Origin of the sequence: Hydrogenivirga caldilitoris (genome assembly GCF_003664005.1) — a bacterium.
GTDB classification, from domain to species: domain Bacteria; phylum Aquificota; class Aquificia; order Aquificales; family Aquificaceae; genus Hydrogenivirga; species Hydrogenivirga caldilitoris.
The window spans coordinates 1,664,556-1,683,879 of the sequence record NZ_RCCJ01000001.1 but is presented as its reverse complement, the minus strand read 5'-3'; the positions used below and the strand labels follow the sequence as shown (position 1 = coordinate 1,683,879).

The following is a 19,324-nucleotide window of genomic DNA, read 5'->3' as shown; positions in this document are numbered from 1 at the left end:
GCCGTTTATCAAGCCTATATGCTTAGTATCATAAAGGGTTTTTAGGTTTAGGGTGTTATAATCAGTGAAAAACCAAAAAAAGGAGGTTAAGCCATGGGAGTTCATAAACTTACTCCAAGAGACCATTTAAAGCCGCAAAACCTGGATGGTATATCTAACGAGCAGATTGAACCCCACTTTGAAGCCCATTACAAGGGGTACGTTACGAAATACAACGAGATACAGGAGAAATTAGCAGACCAGAGTTTTTCCGACAGGGGAAAAGCAAACCAGAACTACTCCGAGTACAGGGAGCTAAAGGTTGAGGAGACCTTCAACTACATGGGTATAGTCCTGCACGAGCTATACTTTGGTCACCTTGGAGCAAAAGGGGAGCCTTCAGAAGCTTTCAAGAAAAAAGTTGAAGAAGACCTCGGTGGTTGGGACACATGCACAAATGAGTTAAAAGCCGCAGCCGTTGCATTCAGAGGATGGGCTGTCCTTGGGCTTGACCTGTTTTCAGGGAGACTCGTTGTAAATGGACTTGATGCCCACAACGTTTACAACCTGCATGGGTTCATTCCAATAATAGTTGTGGATACATACGAGCACGCTTATTATGTAGACTACAAGAATAAGAGACCCCCATACGTGGATGCGGTTCTCAAGAATCTTAACTGGGACGTAGTAAACGCAAGGTTTGAAAAGGCTATGAAAGCTTATGAAGCTATGAAGGACTATATAGGTTAATCCTGGGGGCTTTGCCCCCCCTTTATGAACCCCCAAAACCCGTTTCAATATTGAACCTCACTTCAGCTTTAAGAACATGCTTGTATACTTAAAGGGTATAGGCTGAATCTCATGAAAGAGACAAGAATTGTAAAGTACATAAAGAGCCTTATAAGGAACCACAAGTATATGACTACAGAGGATATAATGCTTGTCCTTCAAAAATACTACAAGCTACCTATAAACGTACCTGGTGTTTACTACAAGTACAAGAAGGTCATAAGGGAGTGCAGACAGGAGGTTTACAAGGAGAGAAGAAGAGAGAAAAGGCTCAATAAAAGAGATGAAGGGAAAGACCTTCCTCCCTGAGCCTCTTTCCAACTTTAAGGAAGAAATCAACGGCAGAGTTCTTACTTTCAAAAAAACCCACCCTGAAACCGTCCCTGGTAACTGCAAAGGGTCTTGAGGTGTTTGCACTCGCGAACCTACGTCTATCTGCTTCATATATATCTACCTGGAAGTTGATAGGGCTGACGTAGGCAACTATCTCTCCTCTTGCCAACTTGTCGGATATGCTACCTTTAATATCCTTGAACAGCTGAGCGTCTGTCTTGGAATACATTTCCTCGGTGCAGAATCCTTCCAGAGGAGCCCCGAACCAATTCAGGTCTTCATCCGCTTCAAGGATATGAAGTTCAATGCCTTCCTCTTTGGCTTCTTCACAGAGCGCCTTTAGAACTCTTCCCCATCTATTCATAATTGATATTATAGCCTTTAAGCTTTGGCTCATGTTGTTTTTGTGGGCTTGAACTTAAGTATGAACCTCCTCACCTCGCCGCCCACTTCGTTGGCTATAGGTTCGCATTTTGCCACTAAGAGGAAGAAAACCTCTCTGCTCACGCCGCTCAGAGTCTCAAAGTTCGCCTGTCCCTTGCTTATTACTATGTCGGAATCATAGAAGAGCTTCAAGAAATCCTCCGAACAGTCTTCAAGCCACGTACCCACCTTATCAGAACCGTTATCAACGACATTACATAACCCAGTCATTGAAACCTCAACGGCATCTTCGTAGGTAGCATCATTCAGTATTGGAGCCCCTTTAACTGCATAAAAAACCTCTTTCCCCATGTTTTTTAGGAGCTTCACAAGGGGTTTATCAAAAACTATTTCCCCAGCGTTATCCCCTATTATGAGAACCATGTTGGAGGAGGACAACCTTTCCCTGAAGACTGCATAATCCCAGACGAAAAAACTTGATTTTAAGAGTTTGGTTAAGTCTTCGGATATGTTGAGGTCTCCCCTTATGGCAAAGTCTATATAATTTCCGACTGCCGCTAACCTCAGAGCATAGGCAAGCTGGTCTTCAGCGTGTTCAAGCTCCTTTTCAAGCTCGGGAAGCATATTAAGAGCCACCTCGTTTGCAAGTTTTTTCTGCTTCCAGAATGGGTCCTCTGTTCCAGACAACTCCTTCACAAGCTTCTGTATGAAGTAGGCGTAGTAAGCAGGAGATTTGTCAAACTCTTTAACTTCTGAGAGAAACTTCAGGGAGCGCACCGCTATCTCCCTCTCAACCTCGTCCCCCAAGCCCAGCTTCTTTACAGCATTCAATCCCTGGTTAATCAAACAGGGAATGCAAGCAGGATAAGCTTTCATGACTTTTTAATATAAAACACAGCACACACTGAGAGAAATATCTGAAGCCAGTAGAGTATCAGGACAGAAACAGGTATCGTTATTATTAAAACAAGAGACACTACAAGTCCCATCACACCAACGGTCAAGGCGAGAGACCATATCCCTCCTATACCCACATATCTGTTACTAAAACTCTCCTTGATGAAGGGGACGGTAAAGACTGATAGCACAGCAAGAAAGGAACTTTCAAAGCTGGGAGAACCTTTTGCAAAACATCTTGCCACAATAAGGGGCAAAGAATAAAAGATCCATAACCAGAATAGAAACATGAGGAAAAAGACAAGGAGGACCGCTCCAACCGCTCCCTCTTTCAAACTTCCATGATTAATCAGGTCTGAGAAAACCCCAAGCCCCCCAAAAAGTAGGGCAAGTACCACAAAAATAAGAACCGAAAGCACATACATAACGAGAAAACCTAACCAGAATCCGAATCCTGCCCCAAGATAACTGGAAAATGCCTCCCCCAAGCGTAACTTTGCCATTACATCCCTAACGCCTTCTGGAGTCAACTCCGAACCACTCAAGCGATGAGCTACAAATATTGGGAAAGCATAGTAAAACACACTGAGGAATATGTTTATGACTACACCCAATATAGGTAAGAGGGAAAGTATAGCCATCAGTACTACAACAGCACCCCATGAGAGAACGAGCCCCCAGTTGGCTTTCACAGCTTCATTGGTCAAACTGAAAACCCCTCCGGAAGGTGCAGATTCAAAGGATACCTTTAAAAGGGATGAGTGTTTCTCGTGAATCTGCTGGAGCTTGATTATAACCCCTGGGTCCCGAACGTAAAGGGACACAGAACCGTCTTCTCCCCTAATACTTTTGTATTCCTCCTCCGTCATGCCCAACGTACTTGAAAGGACGCTAAAGATGAACTCGTCGGGTATATCTGGATTGCTTTTGGATATAACCACTCTCACAGCCACACCAAAATTCTACAACGAGTATATTTCTCTCAATCTATTAAGGTTCACAATGTCCATACCCCCTGTCTTTGGAGTTTCTATATAGTAGGGAAGTTCCCTAAGATATTCGTGCCTCAAAAAGTTTCTAAATCCCTCATAACCTATAAACCCCTCCCCTATATGCTCATGTCTGTCCCTCCTTCCTCCAAGAGGAACCTTTGAATCGTTCGCATGTATAGCTTTTATCCTGTCAAATCCGATCGTTCTTTCAATTTCAGAGAGAAATCTGGAAAATCCCACTTCCTTATTTATCTCATACCCATAAGCGAAGGCATGACAGGTGTCAATACAAACACCAAGCTTTACACCTGGAAAACGGTCAATAATCTCCTTCAGCTCTGAGAAGTTTTTACCCATATCCCCCCTTTCCCCGGCGGTATTTTCAAGGAGCACAGTAGTCGTTTTAGGTTCGTAGGAGTTGAACACCCTTTCTAAAGATGAAACTATATTCCTGAGAGCCTCCTCTTCCGAAATCCCCTTTGCTGTACCGGGGTGAAAGTTATAGAAGTGGATGCCAGCTCTATCGCACAGCTCAAGCTCCTCAAGGAACACCGATATAGACCTATTCCTTAATTCCAAATCTGCAGAAGCCAGGTTGAGAAGGTAGGGTGCATGAACCATAACAGGTTTGCCAAAATTCTGAAGCTCTTGAGAAAAGGTGTTTACTAACTCATTACTAACACCCTTCCAGCGCCACGCTCTTGGACTCCTAAGGAAAAACTGAAAAACCTCCGCGGTAACCTCTTTAGCTCTGTCAAAGGTTTTAAGTATAGAACCTGCGGAGGAAACGTGAGCACCGAACAGAGCCATCAGTGATGTATCTTCTGAAGCTCCAACTGCTTTCTTATTTCTGAGAGCAGCTTATCAAGAGCTTCCTTATGGGAGTTTGCCTTTATCTTAGCACCGGAAGCGTACTTGTGACCGCCACCTCCGAGTCTTTCCGCTATCTTTGATACATCCGCATTCACTTTACTTCTCAGTGATACCTTCCATATCCCCTCATCAGGTTTCTCTATAAGGGCAAAAGCTACTTCAACACCTTCTATGGAGCGGGGGTAGTTCACAAGCCCTTCACTGTCAGAATACTCCGTTCCTGTTTCCCTGAAGAACCTGTCAAATATAGTTATCCCTGCAACCAGACCATCTTCATAAAGAGTGAGTGTCTCCAAAACCTTTGCTATAAGCTTCATCTTGTTTATAGATTCTCTCTCTGAAAACATTCTGTAAACGTAGTTCGGGTCAGCCCCATAATGGACCAGTTTTTTTGCAAGCTCAAAGGTATATTCATTGGTATTTGAATACTTAAAGAAGCCTGTATCTGTTGCAAGACCTGCATATATGCAGGTTGCTATATCGGCGTCTATCTTAGTTTCATCCCAAGCTGAAATAAGTTCATATATAAGTGCGGCAGTAGCTGGTGACTTTGGATCTATGTAATCGTATCTACCGTAGAACTCACCCCCAACATGATGGTCTATCCTTATCCTGGTAGCAACCTTAACCTCTGTTCCCGCTCTGTAAAATCCCGCTGAATCAACTATTATCCCTATGTCGTAGAACTTTCCATCGGGGATGCTGATGACCTCCTCCGAATGAGGTATAAAGTCAAGGAAATGGGGTATCTTATCTTTGCACCCTACCGTAACATCTTTGCCAACCTTCTTCAGGAAAAGATAAAGAGCCATGGCGCTACCAAGGGCATCACCGTCTGGATTCTCATGGGTAAGTATAAGTATCTTTCCCTTAGCTTCCTTTAAGAAGTCAAGGAGGGGAATACTCTCTCTCTTCATCTCAATCCTCCTCAGGGAAATAAATGTAAGACTATTTCCAAATAATAGTATGATTTAAGTGCAAACATATCCCATTTCCTTCAAGGCATTGCAACATCTCTGGCAAACTTCTCCGTCAAACTCTTCTTCCCTGTAATAAATCCAGCACCTTGGACATTTCTTTCCGACAGCATGGGAGACACCTAAGGTTAGGTTCTCTACCTCCTCACCAGCAACCACTATATCACCACCCTTGTCAAGTTCAACCTGACTTACGGTAAAAAGAAAGTTGATGTAGTCTTTGTACTTCTCAAGAAGGTCCAAGAGTTCACCTTTAGTTTGTATATAGACCTTTGCCTCGTAAGGGTGCCTTATCAGATTCTCTTTCCTGGCTTTCTCAAGGGCACTGAGAACCTCATCCCTGACCTTAAGCAGTTTTGAGTACTCTGCCTCAAGTTTTCCATCTATCAGGGCTTCATCGGGCTTTGGAATCTCACTCAGGAATACGCTCTCTTCAAGATGCGGATTAATACCTCTGATATACTCCCAGACCTCTTCGGCTGTGAAACTTAGAAAAGGAGCTATAGAAGTAGATAAGGCGATGAGGAGCTCGTAAAGAACTGTCTGAGCTGACCTCCTTTCCCAGCTATTTGGAGAGTAAACGTACAGCCTGTCTTTCAGAACGTCAAGGTAAAGGGAGGAAAGGGTGGTTGTACAGAAGTTCCTTATAAGGTGATAAACCCTATGAAACACATAGTTACTGTAATGTCTATGAACTTCCTTCAGAATCCCCTGTAGATAAGAAAGCATCCACCTATCAAAGTGGTGAAGTTTATTCGGTTCAACCCTGTCTCTATTTGGGTCAAAATCGTAAAGATTTGCAAGTAGAAACCTAAGGGTATTCCTTATCTTCCTGTAATCATCAATAAGATTTTTGAGTATTGAGCTCCCAAGCTTTACATCTTCAGAATAATCTTCGGAAGCCACCCATAACCTGAGTATATCAGCCCCGTACTTATCAATTATTTCCTGGGGAGAGACCACATTCCCTAAAGACTTGGACATCTTTCTGCCTTTTTCATCAACTGTAAATCCATGGGTAAGAACGGCTTTATAGGGCGCGTGTCCGTAAGAACCAACTGACTCAAGAAGCGACGCCTGGAACCAACCCCTGTGCTGGTCTGAACCTTCAAGATACATATCAGCCCTATCAAAACCGAGAGGCCTTATAACCGAAGCGTGAGAGCATCCTGAATCAAACCAGACATCAAGAATGTCCTCTTCCTTTTTAAATTCTGCGCTTCCGCATCTCTTGCACCTGTACCCCTCTGGAAGTAATTCTCTCTCATCTTTCTCAAACCATACGTCAGCACCAAATTCATTCTCCTCAATGAGGTTAGCAACGTGCTCAAAAACCTCCTTTTCCGAAGCCACCTCTCCGCACTGCTTGCAGTAGAAAACAGCAATAGGAACCCCCCAGTATCTCTGTCTTGATATACACCAGTCAGGTCTGTTCTCAACCATGCTCTTGATACGGTTCTTTCCGTAATCTGGTATCCACCTCACCCTTTCTATCTCTGTGAGAGCCACCTCTCTGAGGGTGCTGGAATTTAGTCTGGCTTCCATACCTATGAACCATTGATGGGTAGCCCTAAATATTACAGGGTTCTTGCAACGCCAGCAATGGGGATATGAATGCTTAACCTTGCTATGATGTAGCAGATAGCCCTTTTCCTTCAGTAGGTTAACTATAAGAGCATTTGCATCAAAGACCCTAACTCCTAAAAGGAAATCCGGAGCAGGCGAGACGAATCTACCTGAGTCGTCCAGGGGAGAGTAGGGTTCAAGACCGTACCTTATACCTACCGTATAGTCCTCCTGACCGTGGCCAGGTGCCATGTGAACCAAACCCGTACCCGTTCCAAGCTCAACGAATTCAGAGGGATAAACCTTCCACATATTCTTTAAGGTCTCCTCAGAAAGGTGGTCCTTAAGCTCACTCCTCTGAACGAAAGGATGCTCGTAAGACACCCCAACAAGTTCACTCCCTTTCACCTTTTTAAAAACCTCTCCGTCCAATCCCGTAACTTCCCTAAAGGATTCAAGAAGCTCCTGGGCAACTATAAACGTTCCCACTGTGGTTCTGAAGTAAACGTAAGTATAATCTTCACCAACCATTACACCGAGGTTTGCAGGTAGAGTCCATGGCGTAGTCGTCCATATGACAAGGTATGTATCCTTCATACCCGTTACAGGAAATTTAACGTAGACGCTTGGGTCTTCTTTTTCCTGATACTCAACTTCAGCCTCAGCTTCTGCAGTCATATCGTAAATACACCAGTAAACCGGCTTCTTACTCCTGTAGGCAAGACCCTTCTCATAGAATCTTCCCAACTCTCTGACCTCTTGAGCTTCGTACTTAGGGTCCATCGTCAGATAAGGGGTTTTCCAATCTCCTATAACTCCAAGCCTGATAAATTCTTCCCTCTGTATATCCACAAATCTGTTAGCATAATCCCTGCAGAGCTTTCTGAACTCTCCCTTTGGAAGGTCTTCTTTCCTTATCTTCCTTTCCTTTAGTTCCTTCTCAACCTGTCTTTCTATGGGAAGGCCGTGACAATCCCAACCAGGTACGTAGATGATATCCTTACCTGTTAGGAGGTTGTACTTATTTATTATGTCCTTGAGTATCTTGTTCAGAGCATGCCCGATGTGGATATGACCGTTTGCGTAGGGTGGACCGTCGTGTAATAGGAAAATTTCTCTACCTTTCCTCAGTTCTCTGATTTTTTCATATAAGTTACCCCACCTCTTAAGTATCTGTGGCTCTTTGTCTGCAAGGTTGGCTTTCATCGGAAATTCTGTTCTTGGAAGGTTAAGAGTACTCTTATAGTCCATTCACCAGACCTCCATGAGCCCATAAAAAATGGCTGAAAGATAATTATAGTCTAAAGAAAAAGCTTGCAAAATCAAAAGAAGTTATGTATTATCTATATCAGCGCTAAATTCTATTTGGGAGGGTCGTGCTATGACAAAGGCAGAGCTTGTTGCAGAGGTCGCCAAGCAGGCGGGCATCACCAAGAAAGAGGCGGATGCTGCTCTCAAGGCAGCCGTCGGAGCTATATCCAAAGCCCTGAAGAAGGGCGAGAGGATCGCCATTCCTGGGCTGGGTATATTCACCGTTAAGAAGAGGGCTGCCAGGAAGGGCAGGAACCCCAGGACTGGTCAGGTTATCCAGATACCTGCCAGGAAGGTTGTAGCTTTTAAACCTGCCAAAGACCTCAGAGACAGCATAAAGTAAAATCCAACCTTTGGGGCGTTCTCGCCCCGCCCCCATGCACATATTCATATCTGAAAAAAGAAAAGGTAACACCTTTTACATAACTGACGAGGAGTTAAGACACCTTAAAGTAAGAAGGATAAGTAAAGGAGAAACTATAGGCGTAATATGGGAAGGTAAGCTTTACTCCTGTGTTCTGGTTGATAACAGAAAAAGTGAAGCACTTTGTGAGATAATAGAGGAGGTTCATGTAGAGGCACCAGAGGTTCATATAACTCTTTACCAGTCAGTTCCTCTGGAATTAAAAACTTTTGAGTTAATAGTTCAAAAATCCACTGAGTTAGGTGTAAGAAAAGTTATACCTGTTATAACAGGTAGAAGCTTTAGAAACAAGGAAGTTTTATACAAGAAGAAAGAAAGGTGGAAAAAGGTTTCCCTTGAAGCCATGAAACAGTCTGGACGCCCCTACAAGCTTGAAATAGAAGATGTGGTTGATATAAATGAGATTGAGCCTGTTCATCAGGTAAATATACTCCTGGATAACTTCCACAGAGGTGCTTATATAAGCGAACTTGAACTGAAAACGGTAAAGGATATAGGTATAGTGGTTGGTCCAGAAGGAGGCTTTAGCCGGCAGGAAGGTAGTTTACTCAGAGATAAGGGGTTTTTATCTGTAAGGCTTAAACCGCATGTGCTCAGAGCTGAAACTGCAGCCATAGTTAGCGTTGGGATTATAGTGAACCTTGCAGGTTCTTGAGCTTTATGCCGTAAGCTTTAACTTTACGGTATAAGTTTGATAAATCAATACCTATATTAGAGGCTACCTCTTTCATGTCATAGTTATATTCTTTCAATTTCTCCTCTATATACGTCTTCTCAAACTCCTTCCGAGCTTCTCTAAAGCTATCAAGTTTGAATATGTAACTGTAATCCTTTGAGCTCTTTGTAAACACACCACCTATATGTTCAGGTTTTATAACCTCCTTATCGCACAGTATAACTATCCTCTCAATCAGGTTACGTAACTCCCTTACATTGCCCTTCCACCTGTGTTTCAACAAGACTTCCTTAGCTTCGTCGGAAAAAACCTTACACTCCTTTTTATATTCTGAGGCAAATTTGTTTAGGAAGTATTCCGCGAGGAGTATTATATCTTCACCCCTTTCCCTTAATGGAGGCAGCTCTATAGTAAAAACGGCAATTCTGTAATAAAGGTCTTCCCTGAATTGCCCCTCATGTACTTCAGAAAGTATGTCTTTATTGGATGCGGATACTATCCTCACATCAATATCTATTTTCTGAGTACTTCCAAGCCTGGTGAAACTTCCTGTCTCTATAACCCTCAATAACTTTGCCTGTGCCCGGAGTTCCATATCTCCTATCTCATCAAGGAATAGAGTGCCACCGTCAGCAAGTTCAAACTTTCCCTTCTTTCTACTAACTGCCCCCGTGAAGGCTCCTTTCTCATAACCGAAAAGCTCAGACTCTATGAGGTCGTTCGGAATAGATGCACAGTTTATGTCAACAAACTGCCCAGCTCTTCCAGAGTATCTGTGGATAAGTCTTGCCACGAGTTCTTTACCCGTGCCGCTTTCTCCAAGTATTAGAACAGGAGCCTTACTTTTGGCTATCTTTGGAATCATCTCCTTAATTTCCCTGATCCTCTTTGAGTTCCCTATTAACTCTATTTGCTCCTCCGATTCTCTGACCCGTCTACTTAAAGCTTCTGAGGAAGCGTGTTTAACCGTTATAAGGAACCTGTCCATAGAGAAAGGTTTCTCTATAAAGTCATAAGCTCCATTCCTTATAGCTCTCACGGCCATTTCAACGTTGCCATGCCCAGTTATAACAACAACAACCGTATCAGGAGACAGCTCTTTCAAAACCTCTATAAAATCAATACCATCCCCATCCGGCATCCAGACATCAAGCACCACCACATGAAAGAACTCCTCAGTTATCCTTTGCTTAGCTTCAGATAAAGTTGAGGCTGAACTAACCCTGTACCCTTCCTCCTTCAGTATCTCCGATAGAGAGTCCCTTATACCCTCCTCGTCATCAACTATAAGAACCTTCACAGACATAATTAAATTTTAAAATTCTTCCACAAGTTTTCCACAATTTATCCACAAAGTTTCCACATTTTATCCACAATATATCCACATTTTTTAAGAAAAGCCTCAAAAATACCCCCCCGAAATGTGGAAAGATTGTAAGTACTTGAAAACTCTATACATATTTTACACACATAAGTTATTGATAAATCAGAATAAACAATACAGTGTGTGGATAAATGTGGATAAATTCATAAGTTATTGATAACTGTACGCATATATAAAGTAAATAAGTTATTGGTATATGTAGAAAATTTAGCCAGAATGTGGAAAGATGGTAAGTTATTCATAAAGCTGTGCATATTAATCACACTCAAGTTGTTTATATTCCAGCATATTCAAGCCATAATGTGGAAAGTTGTTACATAAGTTATTGATATATCTAAATAATCATATTCAAGTTGGTCTCCCTATTAATATTTAACTTAACTTAGATACATACTTAAGGGAAAGGATAAGTAGGGAAGTGTATGTCAAAGGATACCTACAGATATTTTTGTGAGCAGTCGGTCTATCTCCCTATACAGGGGCATCAAGTTCTTCTTAGTTTTCTCGTCAGGTATGCTATCTAAGAAATTTTTTAACTCCCTAATCTTGCAGGATACATACTCAAGGATAGCGTCCTCATTGTTTAAAACCTGGTTTATAAGTACCTCCTTCTCCTTGCTTATGTGTTTATACTTCTTTCTACCTTTGTGTACGTACTGGACCGTAAGGGCTTTGTATTTTTTCCCACTTCTCTTTGGGATATCTCTATAGTAAGGTCTTGTTATTATTTCTGCCTCCTCGGGTATGTTAAGAAGTTCCTTGAGCTCTCTTTTCCACTTCATAGCTAATCAAGTACATGCTTATCCGGTATAACACACGTGAAATCCCCTTTAAATATAAGCTCTCCTTCCTTCTTTCCTTCCACACTTACAATTATTTTCTTTCCTTCCCTGTTTTCAACCTTTGCCTGAAATATAAGTTCATCGCCAACCTTTGCAGGTTTTAGAAATTTAACGTTTGCTCCGGCAAGTACTACATTTGGGTGATTTACTGCCAGCATAGACGCATAGTCTGCTGCAGAGAAGATAAACCCACCATGGACAAGCCCTTTATCGTCCGCAGCCATCTCCTCTGAGGTTTTTAACCTAACGAGGGCGTATCCCTCTTCTAAAACTTCAGGAAAACCGCTTAACCTGTTATCTATCCTAAGATGGGTTTTAATACCCTTCATTTTGTATAATTTTATAACACTGAGGCGGCGTAGCTCAGGTGGCTAGAGCGGGGATCTCATAAGTCCCAGGTCGGAGGTTCAACTCCTCCCGCCGCCACATAAAAGGTAAAATAGTTCTTGCATGTACGGTCTTATACAAAAGCACAAACAACTCGCTGCCATCATAATAGCTGTTGCCTCTATATCTTTTCTCTTTTGGATGTTCAGCTTTTCTGATATCAGGCAGATGTTTGGACTTCAAAGGTGTGCAGCTACGGTTAACGGTTACTGTATAACTTTGAGAGAGTTCAGTCATGAGCTTAGAAGGTATCAGAACTTCCTTGAAAAAGAGGAGCTAAGGTCTCTTGTGAAGAGGCAGGTTTTATACAACCTGGTAAATCGGGAGCTTCTGTATCAGAAAGCGGTCAGTATGGGAATCGTTGCTTCAAACAGGGAGGTTATAGATACCATAAAACAGGATAAGAGTTTTCAGGAGAATGGTAGGTTCAGCCTTTCCCTTTACAGAGAAACCTTAGAGCGTGTAGGTATTACTCCTGAAGAGTATGAAACAACCATTAAAAAGAGTCTGACCGTTAGAAAGCTCTTTAAGCTTATGGAAGCTGGTATCTACCTTTCAGACAGGGAGCTTGAATTTCAGAAGAAGATAGTAACAGCACGGTTCAGTGGGAGGGTATATCTTGTATCTCCCTCCTCTGTTAGCCTCAGTTATAAACCTAGTCTTGAAGAGATGAAAGAGTTTTATTCAAAGAACGCTGACAGGTTTACAGCGCCTCCTACAAAGAGATACAGGATTTGGGAAACTAACAACAAGGAGGAAGCCCATTCAATATACAGGGATATAAAGAGGGGAAAAATCCCAGAAGGTGGCAGAACCGTTTCAGAGGGAGAGTTGCCCCCATCCGTTGATAAACAAGCGAAAACCCTAACTATAAATGATCCTGTGACTCTGTCAAAGAGTAACGGTAAATACTTAGTTGTATACCTTGAGAAGCTCAGTCCAAGGAGTATTAGGAGTTTTGAAGAGGCTAAGGAAGATATAGAGAAACTTTTGATTGAGCAAAAGAAGGCAGAACTTGTAAGGAAGATAGCCAATGAGATAAAACAAAAACTCTTAAAAGGCGAAAATGTTGAGTACAGATACGTTAAGTTTGAAGACTCAAGTGTTGAGGAGTTTATAACCCTTTTCAAGGTGAGAGGCGACGAGGTTCTCAAGATAGTGTTTTCCGGGGAAAAGGTATTTGGTCCCTACAATGCAGCCGGAGGCTTAGCTGTAGTCTATTTGGAAAGGAGACATTTTCACACAGGCGATTTGAAAGATGCCAGAGATATGGAGGACACCTTGCTTAGAGCTAAGTTTGAAAGCTTGTCTTCCATGTTCTTACAGAGGCTTGCAGAGAAAGCGAGTATTCAAATCAATGAAGAGCATCTCAAGTGAAGTTAGAATATTAAGGCTATGGAACCAGAGGTTAGCTCTCAGAGAGGGATAGACCAGCTTGTTATAAACACCATTCGTTTTTTAAGTGTTGACCAGGTGGAAAAAGCCAAGTCCGGGCACCCTGGTATGCCGTTGGGAGCCTCTCATATCATATACCTAATATATGACAGGTTTCTTAAGTTTAATCCGAAGAATCCCAAGTGGATAAACAGAGACAGATTTGTTCTTTCGGCTGGGCACGCTTCCGCCATGCTCTACTCAACCCTTTTCATGTTTGGTTACGACATAACCATAGAAGACTTGAAGAATTTCAGGCAGCTTGGAAGTAAAACACCGGGACATCCTGAGAGCTGGTTGACTCCCGGGGTTGAAGCCACGACCGGACCTCTCGGACAGGGTTTTGCGAACGCTGTTGGTATGGCGCTCGCAGAGAAGTATCTATCCTCTTACTTTAACAGGGAGGGATTCCCTGTTATAGACCACTATACATACGTTCTTTGCTCTGATGGTGACCTTATGGAGGGGATTTCCTACGAGGCTGCTGCCCTCGCTGGACACTGGAAATTGGACAAGCTTATAGTCGTGTGGGATAACAACCACATATCAATAGATGGAGACACTAAGCTCGCCTGGTCTGAGAACGTACTTGAGAGGTTTAAGGCTCTTGGGTGGGATGTGCAGCATATAGAAGACGGTTATAACCTTGACCTAATTGAAGAAGCTATAGATAGGGCTAAAGCGAGTGATAAGCCCTCATTTATATCTGTAAGGACCAATATAGGATACGGGAGCCCGCTACAGGATACGGCAAAGGTTCATGGAGCTCCCCTTGGACCGGAGAAGGTTATTGAAACTAAGAGGAGGTTCAACTGGCCTGAACAGGAATTTTATGTTCCAGAGGAAGCCCTTAATTACACCAGGAGACATATACAACTCGGTAAGGAGATTGAAGAGGAATGGGAGGAGTTATTTAGCAGGTACAGAAAAGAGTATCCGGACCTGGCAAGGGAGCTTCTGAGAGCTTTCAATAAAGAATGGAGCCTTGAATGGTTTGAAAAGCTTGGCAGGTTTTCAGAGTCTATGGCTACCCGCCAGGCTTCTGGAAAGGTTTTAAACTTTGTGGCTGATTATATACCAACCATGCTTGGTGGCTCTGCGGACCTTTCCGAGTCCAACAATACACTGCTTTTTAACTATTCTGACTTTGAAGCAGATTTTCCAACAGGTAGGAATATACACTATGGCGTTCGGGAGCACGCTATGGGAGCCATCGTGAATGGGATGGCTTACCACGGAGGTATACTTCCCTACTGTGGAACCTTCCTCATTTTCTCTGATTATATGAGACCTCCTATAAGAATAGCCGCCATGTCTGGTCTACAGACAATTTACGTCTTTACCCACGACTCCATAGGACTGGGTGAGGACGGACCAACCCATCAACCTGTGGAGCAGCTTCCTTCACTGAGGCTTATACCTAACCTGTGGGTAATAAGGCCTGCAGATGCTAACGAGGTAAGGGTTGCCTGGAAGGTAGCTATTGGAAGGAAAGATGGTCCCACAGCCATAGTTTTGACAAGGCAGAGTCTTCCAACCCTTGATAGAAGCGTTTATCCTTCGGAAGAGTACCTTCAGAAGGGAGCTTATGTGCTTTCTGACTGCGAGGGGGAGCCAGACCTTATACTCATAGGCACCGGTTCTGAAGTCCATGTAGCGCTTGGAGTTAAAGATATCCTTGACAAAAGGGGAATTAAGGCGAGGGTTGTTAACTTCCCAAGCATGGAGATTTTTGAGTTGCAAAGTGGAGATTATAAAGAAAGCGTCCTTCCCAGTAGTGTCAGAAGAAGGGTTGTAATTGAGGCTGCCAGAGGTATGTGCTGGTATAAATACGTTGGTAGTGAAGGTATGATTGTATCAATGGAAAGCTTTGGAAAATCAGCCCCTGGAAAGGTACTCTTTGAGCATTTTGGTTTTACGCCTGAGTCTGTAGCTGAGAAGATAATCGGAAGGTGGTTCTCTTAGAGTCTATTCTTCCTATCCGTTCCCTTGTAACCCACGAGCTCCTTTATCGCCTGAGCGAACTCTCTTATCTCTTTCTGGGCTCCCTCATGGGTCCTTAGAGTTATAAAGTTGTCAAGAGAAACTCTGGGCACAGTCCAGTAGTATCTGGTCTTCATAAACTGTGGCAGTATGCCTCTGGCTAGCTCTTTAGCTACTTCCTTCTCTGTCATCTTTTCATAAAGAGTATAGCTCTCATCTATCAGTCTTTTTATTTCCTTTAGGAATTCACTTTGAAACGGTTCTTCCACAGGTTCATCTATGGAAGCCTGCTTGTTGGATTTTGCTTGCTTTCTTAGAACTTCAGGTATGTAAAACCTTATGTCATAGGCTGTGTACCTTCTACTTACCTCGTTGTAAGAACCAAATCTGTGCCTATGCCATTGCCTAGCAACGAATAGAGGGCATTCAACTATGAAGGTATAGTAATCCATCTCTGTTCCGAGCTCAAGCTTGTCCACCAGACCTATCCATCCTGAAGAAGTTTCCTTTTTCTCCTGTAGGAAGACTCTATCGGTAGAGTAAGGTGTGTTGATTAACTCTGTGTCATCTATATCTCCACCCGTCTCAACCACCGTCCACGTTGTAGGGAAGTGCTCTTTGAGTTTTTCAAACAAGTCCTTGGGAAGAAACTCCATCGCGTTTATCGCGTTCCTGAGGTTTGTCCATACGAATCCCCCTGAGTAGTAAATCTGTATTGTTGGATTATCTATGCTTTGTACAAGTTCAAGCCATTCCCTCTTTTCCGCCTTAAAGGCTATTATATTGTGCTCAAAGGGAGAGGCATGCCTGTGTTTGAACAGGAATCTTATCAGTTTCTTGTCTCTTTCTGGGTCAGTTTTTTCATCCTTACCGAAGGATACACGTGCACATCTTACAGAACGCTGGTCTGAGCCCATTAGGAAAACTTCCATTAATCCACCTCTCTCCACTTTTCACTTTTTCTGTCGTACACAAACAGCTTTCCGTTCTCCATCTTTATTATCTGACCTTTGTTGAGCAGGTTCAGAACTTTTATCAGGTTAAACATATCGTTTAAAAGGTTTGTATTCTCAACGTTGCTGGTACCAACCTTTCTGTATATGAGTATGAGAAGTACCCATGTGAAGAAGAACAAGCCTCCTGTGAATATACCTACGCTGTATAGGAACTTTTCAAAGTATGGTGGGCTTTCCTCAGTTGCCTTTTGCGGATTCTTGCTAAGCTCACTGACCTCTTTTCTCAGGAGGGAAAGTTCATTCTTTATTGCTATTAGAAGTTCTTTTGTCTCTTTTCCTTGTGTTGGTTCAGTTGTTTCGGCTTTTGTTTTCATAGGCTCTTGCTTCTGCGGAGAGACTTCTCTTAACCCTTCCTTACCCTTCTGTCCTGTCAGTTCGGGAGTTTCTTGGATGGCAGACTTCTGGGGATAGACAACGTAGCTTTCATTTATTTCGCACTTCTTTATAAAGGCGTCTGGGAAGTATCTTCTTATATTTCTTAACATCACTGTAAGGTTTTCCTTTTTGTCTTCAGCTCCAACTCTGAGAAGATACAGGTTTTCTCTGTTTTCAATCCTTGCCTCAGGATAGTCCTTGACCCTCTGAAAGGACACTTTTAAGGCTTCCAGGTTACTATCGGTGGCAACCTGTATGCAGTATTTCAGATTGGCAGGGAAAGATACTGTAATCAGCAGTAACGTGGCTAAAACAAACCTTATCATTTTGAACTTTATTATAAGACAATTAGGAAAAGCTCATTCCTGCATAGGATACTATTGAGTCGGTTGGCTCCTCATAGTATAACTGGTAATCTATCTCTTTCCCTTCCTTTGCACCGAGTGTTTTTATTAGTTCTGTAAAGACAAAGTTAGTAAACTGTCCGTCTATTCTGGTGATGTTGTTGTCCTTTTTCAGGAGGTTGAAAGCTCCAATACTGTCAAGCTCCGATAGGTACCCGATGTATTCTCTATCCCTGGATGAAGGGTCGTAACTTGAAGGGTCTCCAAACTTTTTTCCAACATGGCTCATATCAACACTTGATATGATGAGTGCCTCTTTGTAACCTAAAGAACTGGCTATTTTATCCGCTATCCCTTTTAAAAGCCCTTCATCTCCATAGGATACTATCAGGGGGACAACCTTCGCTTCAGGGAAGAGGAGTTTTACGAAGAGACTCTGAAACTCTATTGAGTGCTCCCTTTGGTATGAGAGTATGTCGTGGAATATATCATAATCAAACTTTTCCCTCAGACTCTCTATTACTTCCCTGTCAACTTCAAGCTTACCGAGGGGAGTTTGAAGGTCAAGGGGACATGCGGAGAAGGGAGTTTCATGGGGGTAGTGAGATACTCCAAGTATTACAACGGTTTCAGGTTTTACGTTCAGTCTGCCATACACTTTTCCATAGGTATCAATTGCAACTCTCATATCCATATGGGGAACCAGTATCCCTATTGGGGACTCTTTATCCTCTGATGACAACGAGCTTTCCAGTAGCTTTGTAAGAGCTTCTGGTTCTTTCGGGTAAGCTTCTCCAGCGTGGAAAGGTTCTCTAATACCTTTTTTCAGCATGCTTTCTTTTAAACTTCTTAACTTTGAGTAAAATGTTTCATTCAATAGCATGTAATTTCTGTTTAGATTTTCAACAGCTTCCCTCAATACCTCCTCTGGTAAGGACAACCCGGTTCTTCTCTCAAACTCCTTTCTTATAGCTTCCTCATTTCTGGTACCGTCCATAAGGGACATAAGAAAAAGCAACTCCGGGGCAACAAGAACGGGTTCAGATATACCGAGAGGGTCTATCAACAGGTATTTATCCCCGTGCGGGCTTAGGTCAAGGTGCCTTACCCTTAACCCATTCATATCAGACGGCTTTTTCATAGATGAGCTTCGGTTTCTGTTTGTTCAGAACTGTATCTCTGTCTATTATCACCTTCTTTACATCAACAAGCGAAGGTATTTCAAACATTATATCGGTCATCACGTTCTCAAGGATAGCTCTCAAACCTCTCGCTCCTGTCTTCCTCCTTATAGCTTCCCTGGCTATTTCATTAAGGGCTCCTTCAGTAAATTCAAGCTCAACACCGTCTATTTCAAAGAGCTTTTTGTACTGTTTTACAAGGGAGTTCTTTGGCTCTACAAGAATTCTAACCAGGTCCTCCTGGGTAAGTTCATCCAGCGTTGCTACCACCGGAAGTCTACCTACAAACTCAGGTATAAGCCCAAATTTTATCAGGTCGTCTGGTTCAACAAGGGCTAACACACTCTCATCGTCTCTTACCATTTTTATAGCTGACTCAAAGCCAACAGTTGATTTTCCCAGTCTATGCTTTATTATGTCCTCAAGTCCTACAAAAGCTCCTCCACATATGAATAGTATGTCCGTTGTGTCCATCTGGATGAACTCCTGATGGGGGTGTTTCCTTCCACCCTGCGGAGGGACGTTCGCAATAGTCCCTTCAATTATCTTCAACAGAGCCTGCTGTACACCTTCCCCGGATACATCCCTTGTTATGGAAGGGTTTATACCTGACTTCTTTGCTATCTTATCTATCTCGTCTATGTAAACTATACCCTTTTGGGCTGCATCGGTATCGTATCCGCAGTTCTGTAGAAGCCTTGTGAGTACGTTTTCAACGTCTTCACCCACATAACCGGCTTCTGTTAATGAGGTTGCATCTGCTATGGCGAACGGGACGTTGAGTATCTTTGCAAGAGTCTTTGCGAGGAGGGTTTTTCCAGAGCCTGTTGGACCTATCAGGAGTATGTTACTCTTTTCAACTTCAACTCCATCAAGGTCAACACCTGCTTCCTTAGCCCTTATCCTCTTGTAGTGATTGTATACAGCAACGGATAGAATCTTCTTAGCCCTCTCCTGACCTATGACGTAGTCATCCAGTATCTTCTTTATCCTTTCTGGGGTAGGAAGGTCTTCAAGGTTAAGTTCGTAGGACTCTACCTTCTGTTCCCTGACTATCCTGTGACACTTCTCAACACACTCATCACAGATGAATGTATTGGATGGACCTGCTATAAGTATTAAAGCTTCCTCCTGGGGCTTTCCGCAGAAAGAGCACCTTTGCTTTTGCTGTTTCATA

At 42.8% G+C, this 19,324-nt stretch carries 19 protein-coding genes and 1 tRNA gene; 7 read left to right on the top strand and 13 right to left on the bottom strand.

Annotated elements, in window-relative coordinates; genetic code table 11:
* The first annotated feature begins 93 nt into the window (after positions 1-93).
* The gene (locus tag BCF55_RS09220; protein WP_121013031.1) at positions 94-729 is read left to right on the top strand and encodes a superoxide dismutase; all 636 of its coding nucleotides are present in this window, start codon (positions 94-96) and stop codon (positions 727-729) included.
* A 111-nt stretch (positions 730-840) separates the two neighbouring features.
* On the top strand, positions 841-1,077 hold the full coding sequence (locus BCF55_RS09215; protein WP_121013029.1) for a hypothetical protein: 237 nt from the start codon (positions 841-843) through the stop codon (positions 1,075-1,077).
* Here the strand turns inward: BCF55_RS09215 and BCF55_RS09210 are convergent.
* From BCF55_RS09210 to ileS, 6 genes are read right to left on the bottom strand one after another with little or no spacing between them, the layout of a single operon-like run.
* Positions 1,040-1,465 carry a hypothetical protein gene (locus BCF55_RS09210; protein WP_147425019.1) on the bottom strand — a complete coding sequence of 142 codons (426 nt, stop codon included), beginning with the start codon at positions 1,463-1,465 and terminating at the stop codon, positions 1,040-1,042. The two genes, BCF55_RS09215 and BCF55_RS09210, sit on opposite strands and share 38 nt — an antisense overlap.
* 29 nt (positions 1,466-1,494) lie before the next feature.
* The gene (locus BCF55_RS09205) at positions 1,495-2,361 is read right to left on the bottom strand and encodes a damage-control phosphatase ARMT1 family protein (RefSeq protein WP_121013025.1); all 867 of its coding nucleotides are present in this window, start codon (positions 2,359-2,361) and stop codon (positions 1,495-1,497) included.
* Positions 2,358-3,335: a hypothetical protein gene (locus tag BCF55_RS09200; protein ID WP_147425018.1), complete on the bottom strand. Its 978-nt coding sequence runs from the start codon at positions 3,333-3,335 to the stop codon at positions 2,358-2,360. Before BCF55_RS09200 ends, BCF55_RS09205 begins: the two co-directional genes overlap by 4 nt.
* Before the next feature lie 9 nt (positions 3,336-3,344).
* Positions 3,345-4,184 carry a deoxyribonuclease IV gene (locus BCF55_RS09195; RefSeq protein WP_121013021.1) on the bottom strand — a complete coding sequence of 280 codons (840 nt, stop codon included), beginning with the start codon at positions 4,182-4,184 and terminating at the stop codon, positions 3,345-3,347.
* Positions 4,184-5,164, bottom strand: coding sequence for a DHH family phosphoesterase (locus BCF55_RS09190; protein ID WP_121013019.1), 981 nt, complete (start codon positions 5,162-5,164; stop codon positions 4,184-4,186). The genes BCF55_RS09195 and BCF55_RS09190 overlap by 1 nt, the downstream gene beginning before the upstream one ends.
* A gap of 54 nt (positions 5,165-5,218) precedes the next feature.
* Positions 5,219-8,041, bottom strand: a complete 2,823-nt coding sequence (gene ileS / locus BCF55_RS09185; protein WP_121013017.1) for an isoleucine--tRNA ligase — start codon at positions 8,039-8,041, stop codon at positions 5,219-5,221.
* A gap of 130 nt (positions 8,042-8,171) precedes the next feature.
* Between ileS and BCF55_RS09180 the strand changes: the two genes are divergently transcribed.
* Together BCF55_RS09180 and BCF55_RS09175 are read left to right on the top strand one after the other, a co-directional pair.
* Positions 8,172-8,444, top strand: a complete 273-nt coding sequence (locus tag BCF55_RS09180) for an HU family DNA-binding protein (RefSeq protein WP_121013015.1) — start codon at positions 8,172-8,174, stop codon at positions 8,442-8,444.
* A 10-nt stretch (positions 8,445-8,454) separates the two neighbouring features.
* Entirely contained in the window at positions 8,455-9,180 is a 726-nt protein-coding gene (locus BCF55_RS09175; protein WP_245960427.1) for an RsmE family RNA methyltransferase, read from the top strand.
* Here the strand turns inward: BCF55_RS09175 and BCF55_RS09170 are convergent.
* The 3 genes from BCF55_RS09170 to BCF55_RS09160 form a co-directional block, all read right to left on the bottom strand.
* Complete coding sequence (locus BCF55_RS09170; RefSeq protein WP_121013011.1) at positions 9,155-10,507, bottom strand: sigma-54-dependent transcriptional regulator; 1,353 nt, start codon at positions 10,505-10,507, stop codon at positions 9,155-9,157. The genes BCF55_RS09175 and BCF55_RS09170 overlap by 26 nt on opposite strands.
* Positions 10,508-11,010: 503 nt before the next feature.
* Positions 11,011-11,367, bottom strand: a complete 357-nt coding sequence (locus BCF55_RS09165; protein WP_121013009.1) for a hypothetical protein — start codon at positions 11,365-11,367, stop codon at positions 11,011-11,013.
* A 2-nt stretch (positions 11,368-11,369) separates the two neighbouring features.
* Positions 11,370-11,756 (bottom strand): PaaI family thioesterase, encoded by a 387-nt coding sequence (locus tag BCF55_RS09160; RefSeq protein ID WP_121013007.1) that lies wholly within the window; start codon positions 11,754-11,756, stop codon positions 11,370-11,372.
* A gap of 23 nt (positions 11,757-11,779) precedes the next feature.
* On the opposite strand from BCF55_RS09160, the gene BCF55_RS09155 reads away from it, so the two are divergent.
* The 3 genes from BCF55_RS09155 to tkt all read left to right on the top strand — a co-directional run bounded on the left by BCF55_RS09155 (position 11,780) and on the right by tkt (position 15,213).
* A tRNA-Met gene (locus BCF55_RS09155) sits at positions 11,780-11,853 on the top strand.
* 24 nt (positions 11,854-11,877) lie between these two features.
* The gene (locus BCF55_RS09150) at positions 11,878-13,191 is read left to right on the top strand and encodes a peptidylprolyl isomerase (RefSeq protein WP_121013005.1); all 1,314 of its coding nucleotides are present in this window, start codon (positions 11,878-11,880) and stop codon (positions 13,189-13,191) included.
* Between the two features lie 18 nt (positions 13,192-13,209).
* On the top strand, positions 13,210-15,213 hold the full coding sequence (gene tkt, locus BCF55_RS09145) for a transketolase (protein WP_121013003.1): 2,004 nt from the start codon (positions 13,210-13,212) through the stop codon (positions 15,211-15,213).
* Here the strand turns inward: tkt and thyX are convergent.
* Genes thyX through clpX form a run of 4 tightly spaced genes read right to left on the bottom strand, consistent with a single transcriptional unit; the run spans position 15,210 to position 19,323 of the window.
* Complete coding sequence (gene thyX, locus BCF55_RS09140) at positions 15,210-16,163, bottom strand: FAD-dependent thymidylate synthase (protein ID WP_121013001.1); 954 nt, start codon at positions 16,161-16,163, stop codon at positions 15,210-15,212. The two genes, tkt and thyX, sit on opposite strands and share 4 nt — an antisense overlap.
* Positions 16,163-16,948 carry a hypothetical protein gene (locus BCF55_RS09135; RefSeq protein ID WP_121012999.1) on the bottom strand — a complete coding sequence of 262 codons (786 nt, stop codon included), beginning with the start codon at positions 16,946-16,948 and terminating at the stop codon, positions 16,163-16,165. The genes thyX and BCF55_RS09135 overlap by 1 nt, the downstream gene beginning before the upstream one ends.
* A 22-nt stretch (positions 16,949-16,970) precedes the next feature.
* Entirely contained in the window at positions 16,971-18,107 is a 1,137-nt protein-coding gene (gene amrB / locus BCF55_RS09130; protein WP_245960426.1) for an AmmeMemoRadiSam system protein B, read from the bottom strand.
* Positions 18,091-19,323 carry an ATP-dependent Clp protease ATP-binding subunit ClpX gene (gene clpX, locus BCF55_RS09125; protein ID WP_121013194.1) on the bottom strand — a complete coding sequence of 411 codons (1,233 nt, stop codon included), beginning with the start codon at positions 19,321-19,323 and terminating at the stop codon, positions 18,091-18,093. The genes amrB and clpX overlap by 17 nt, the downstream gene beginning before the upstream one ends.
* Position 19,324 lies beyond the last annotated feature (1 nt).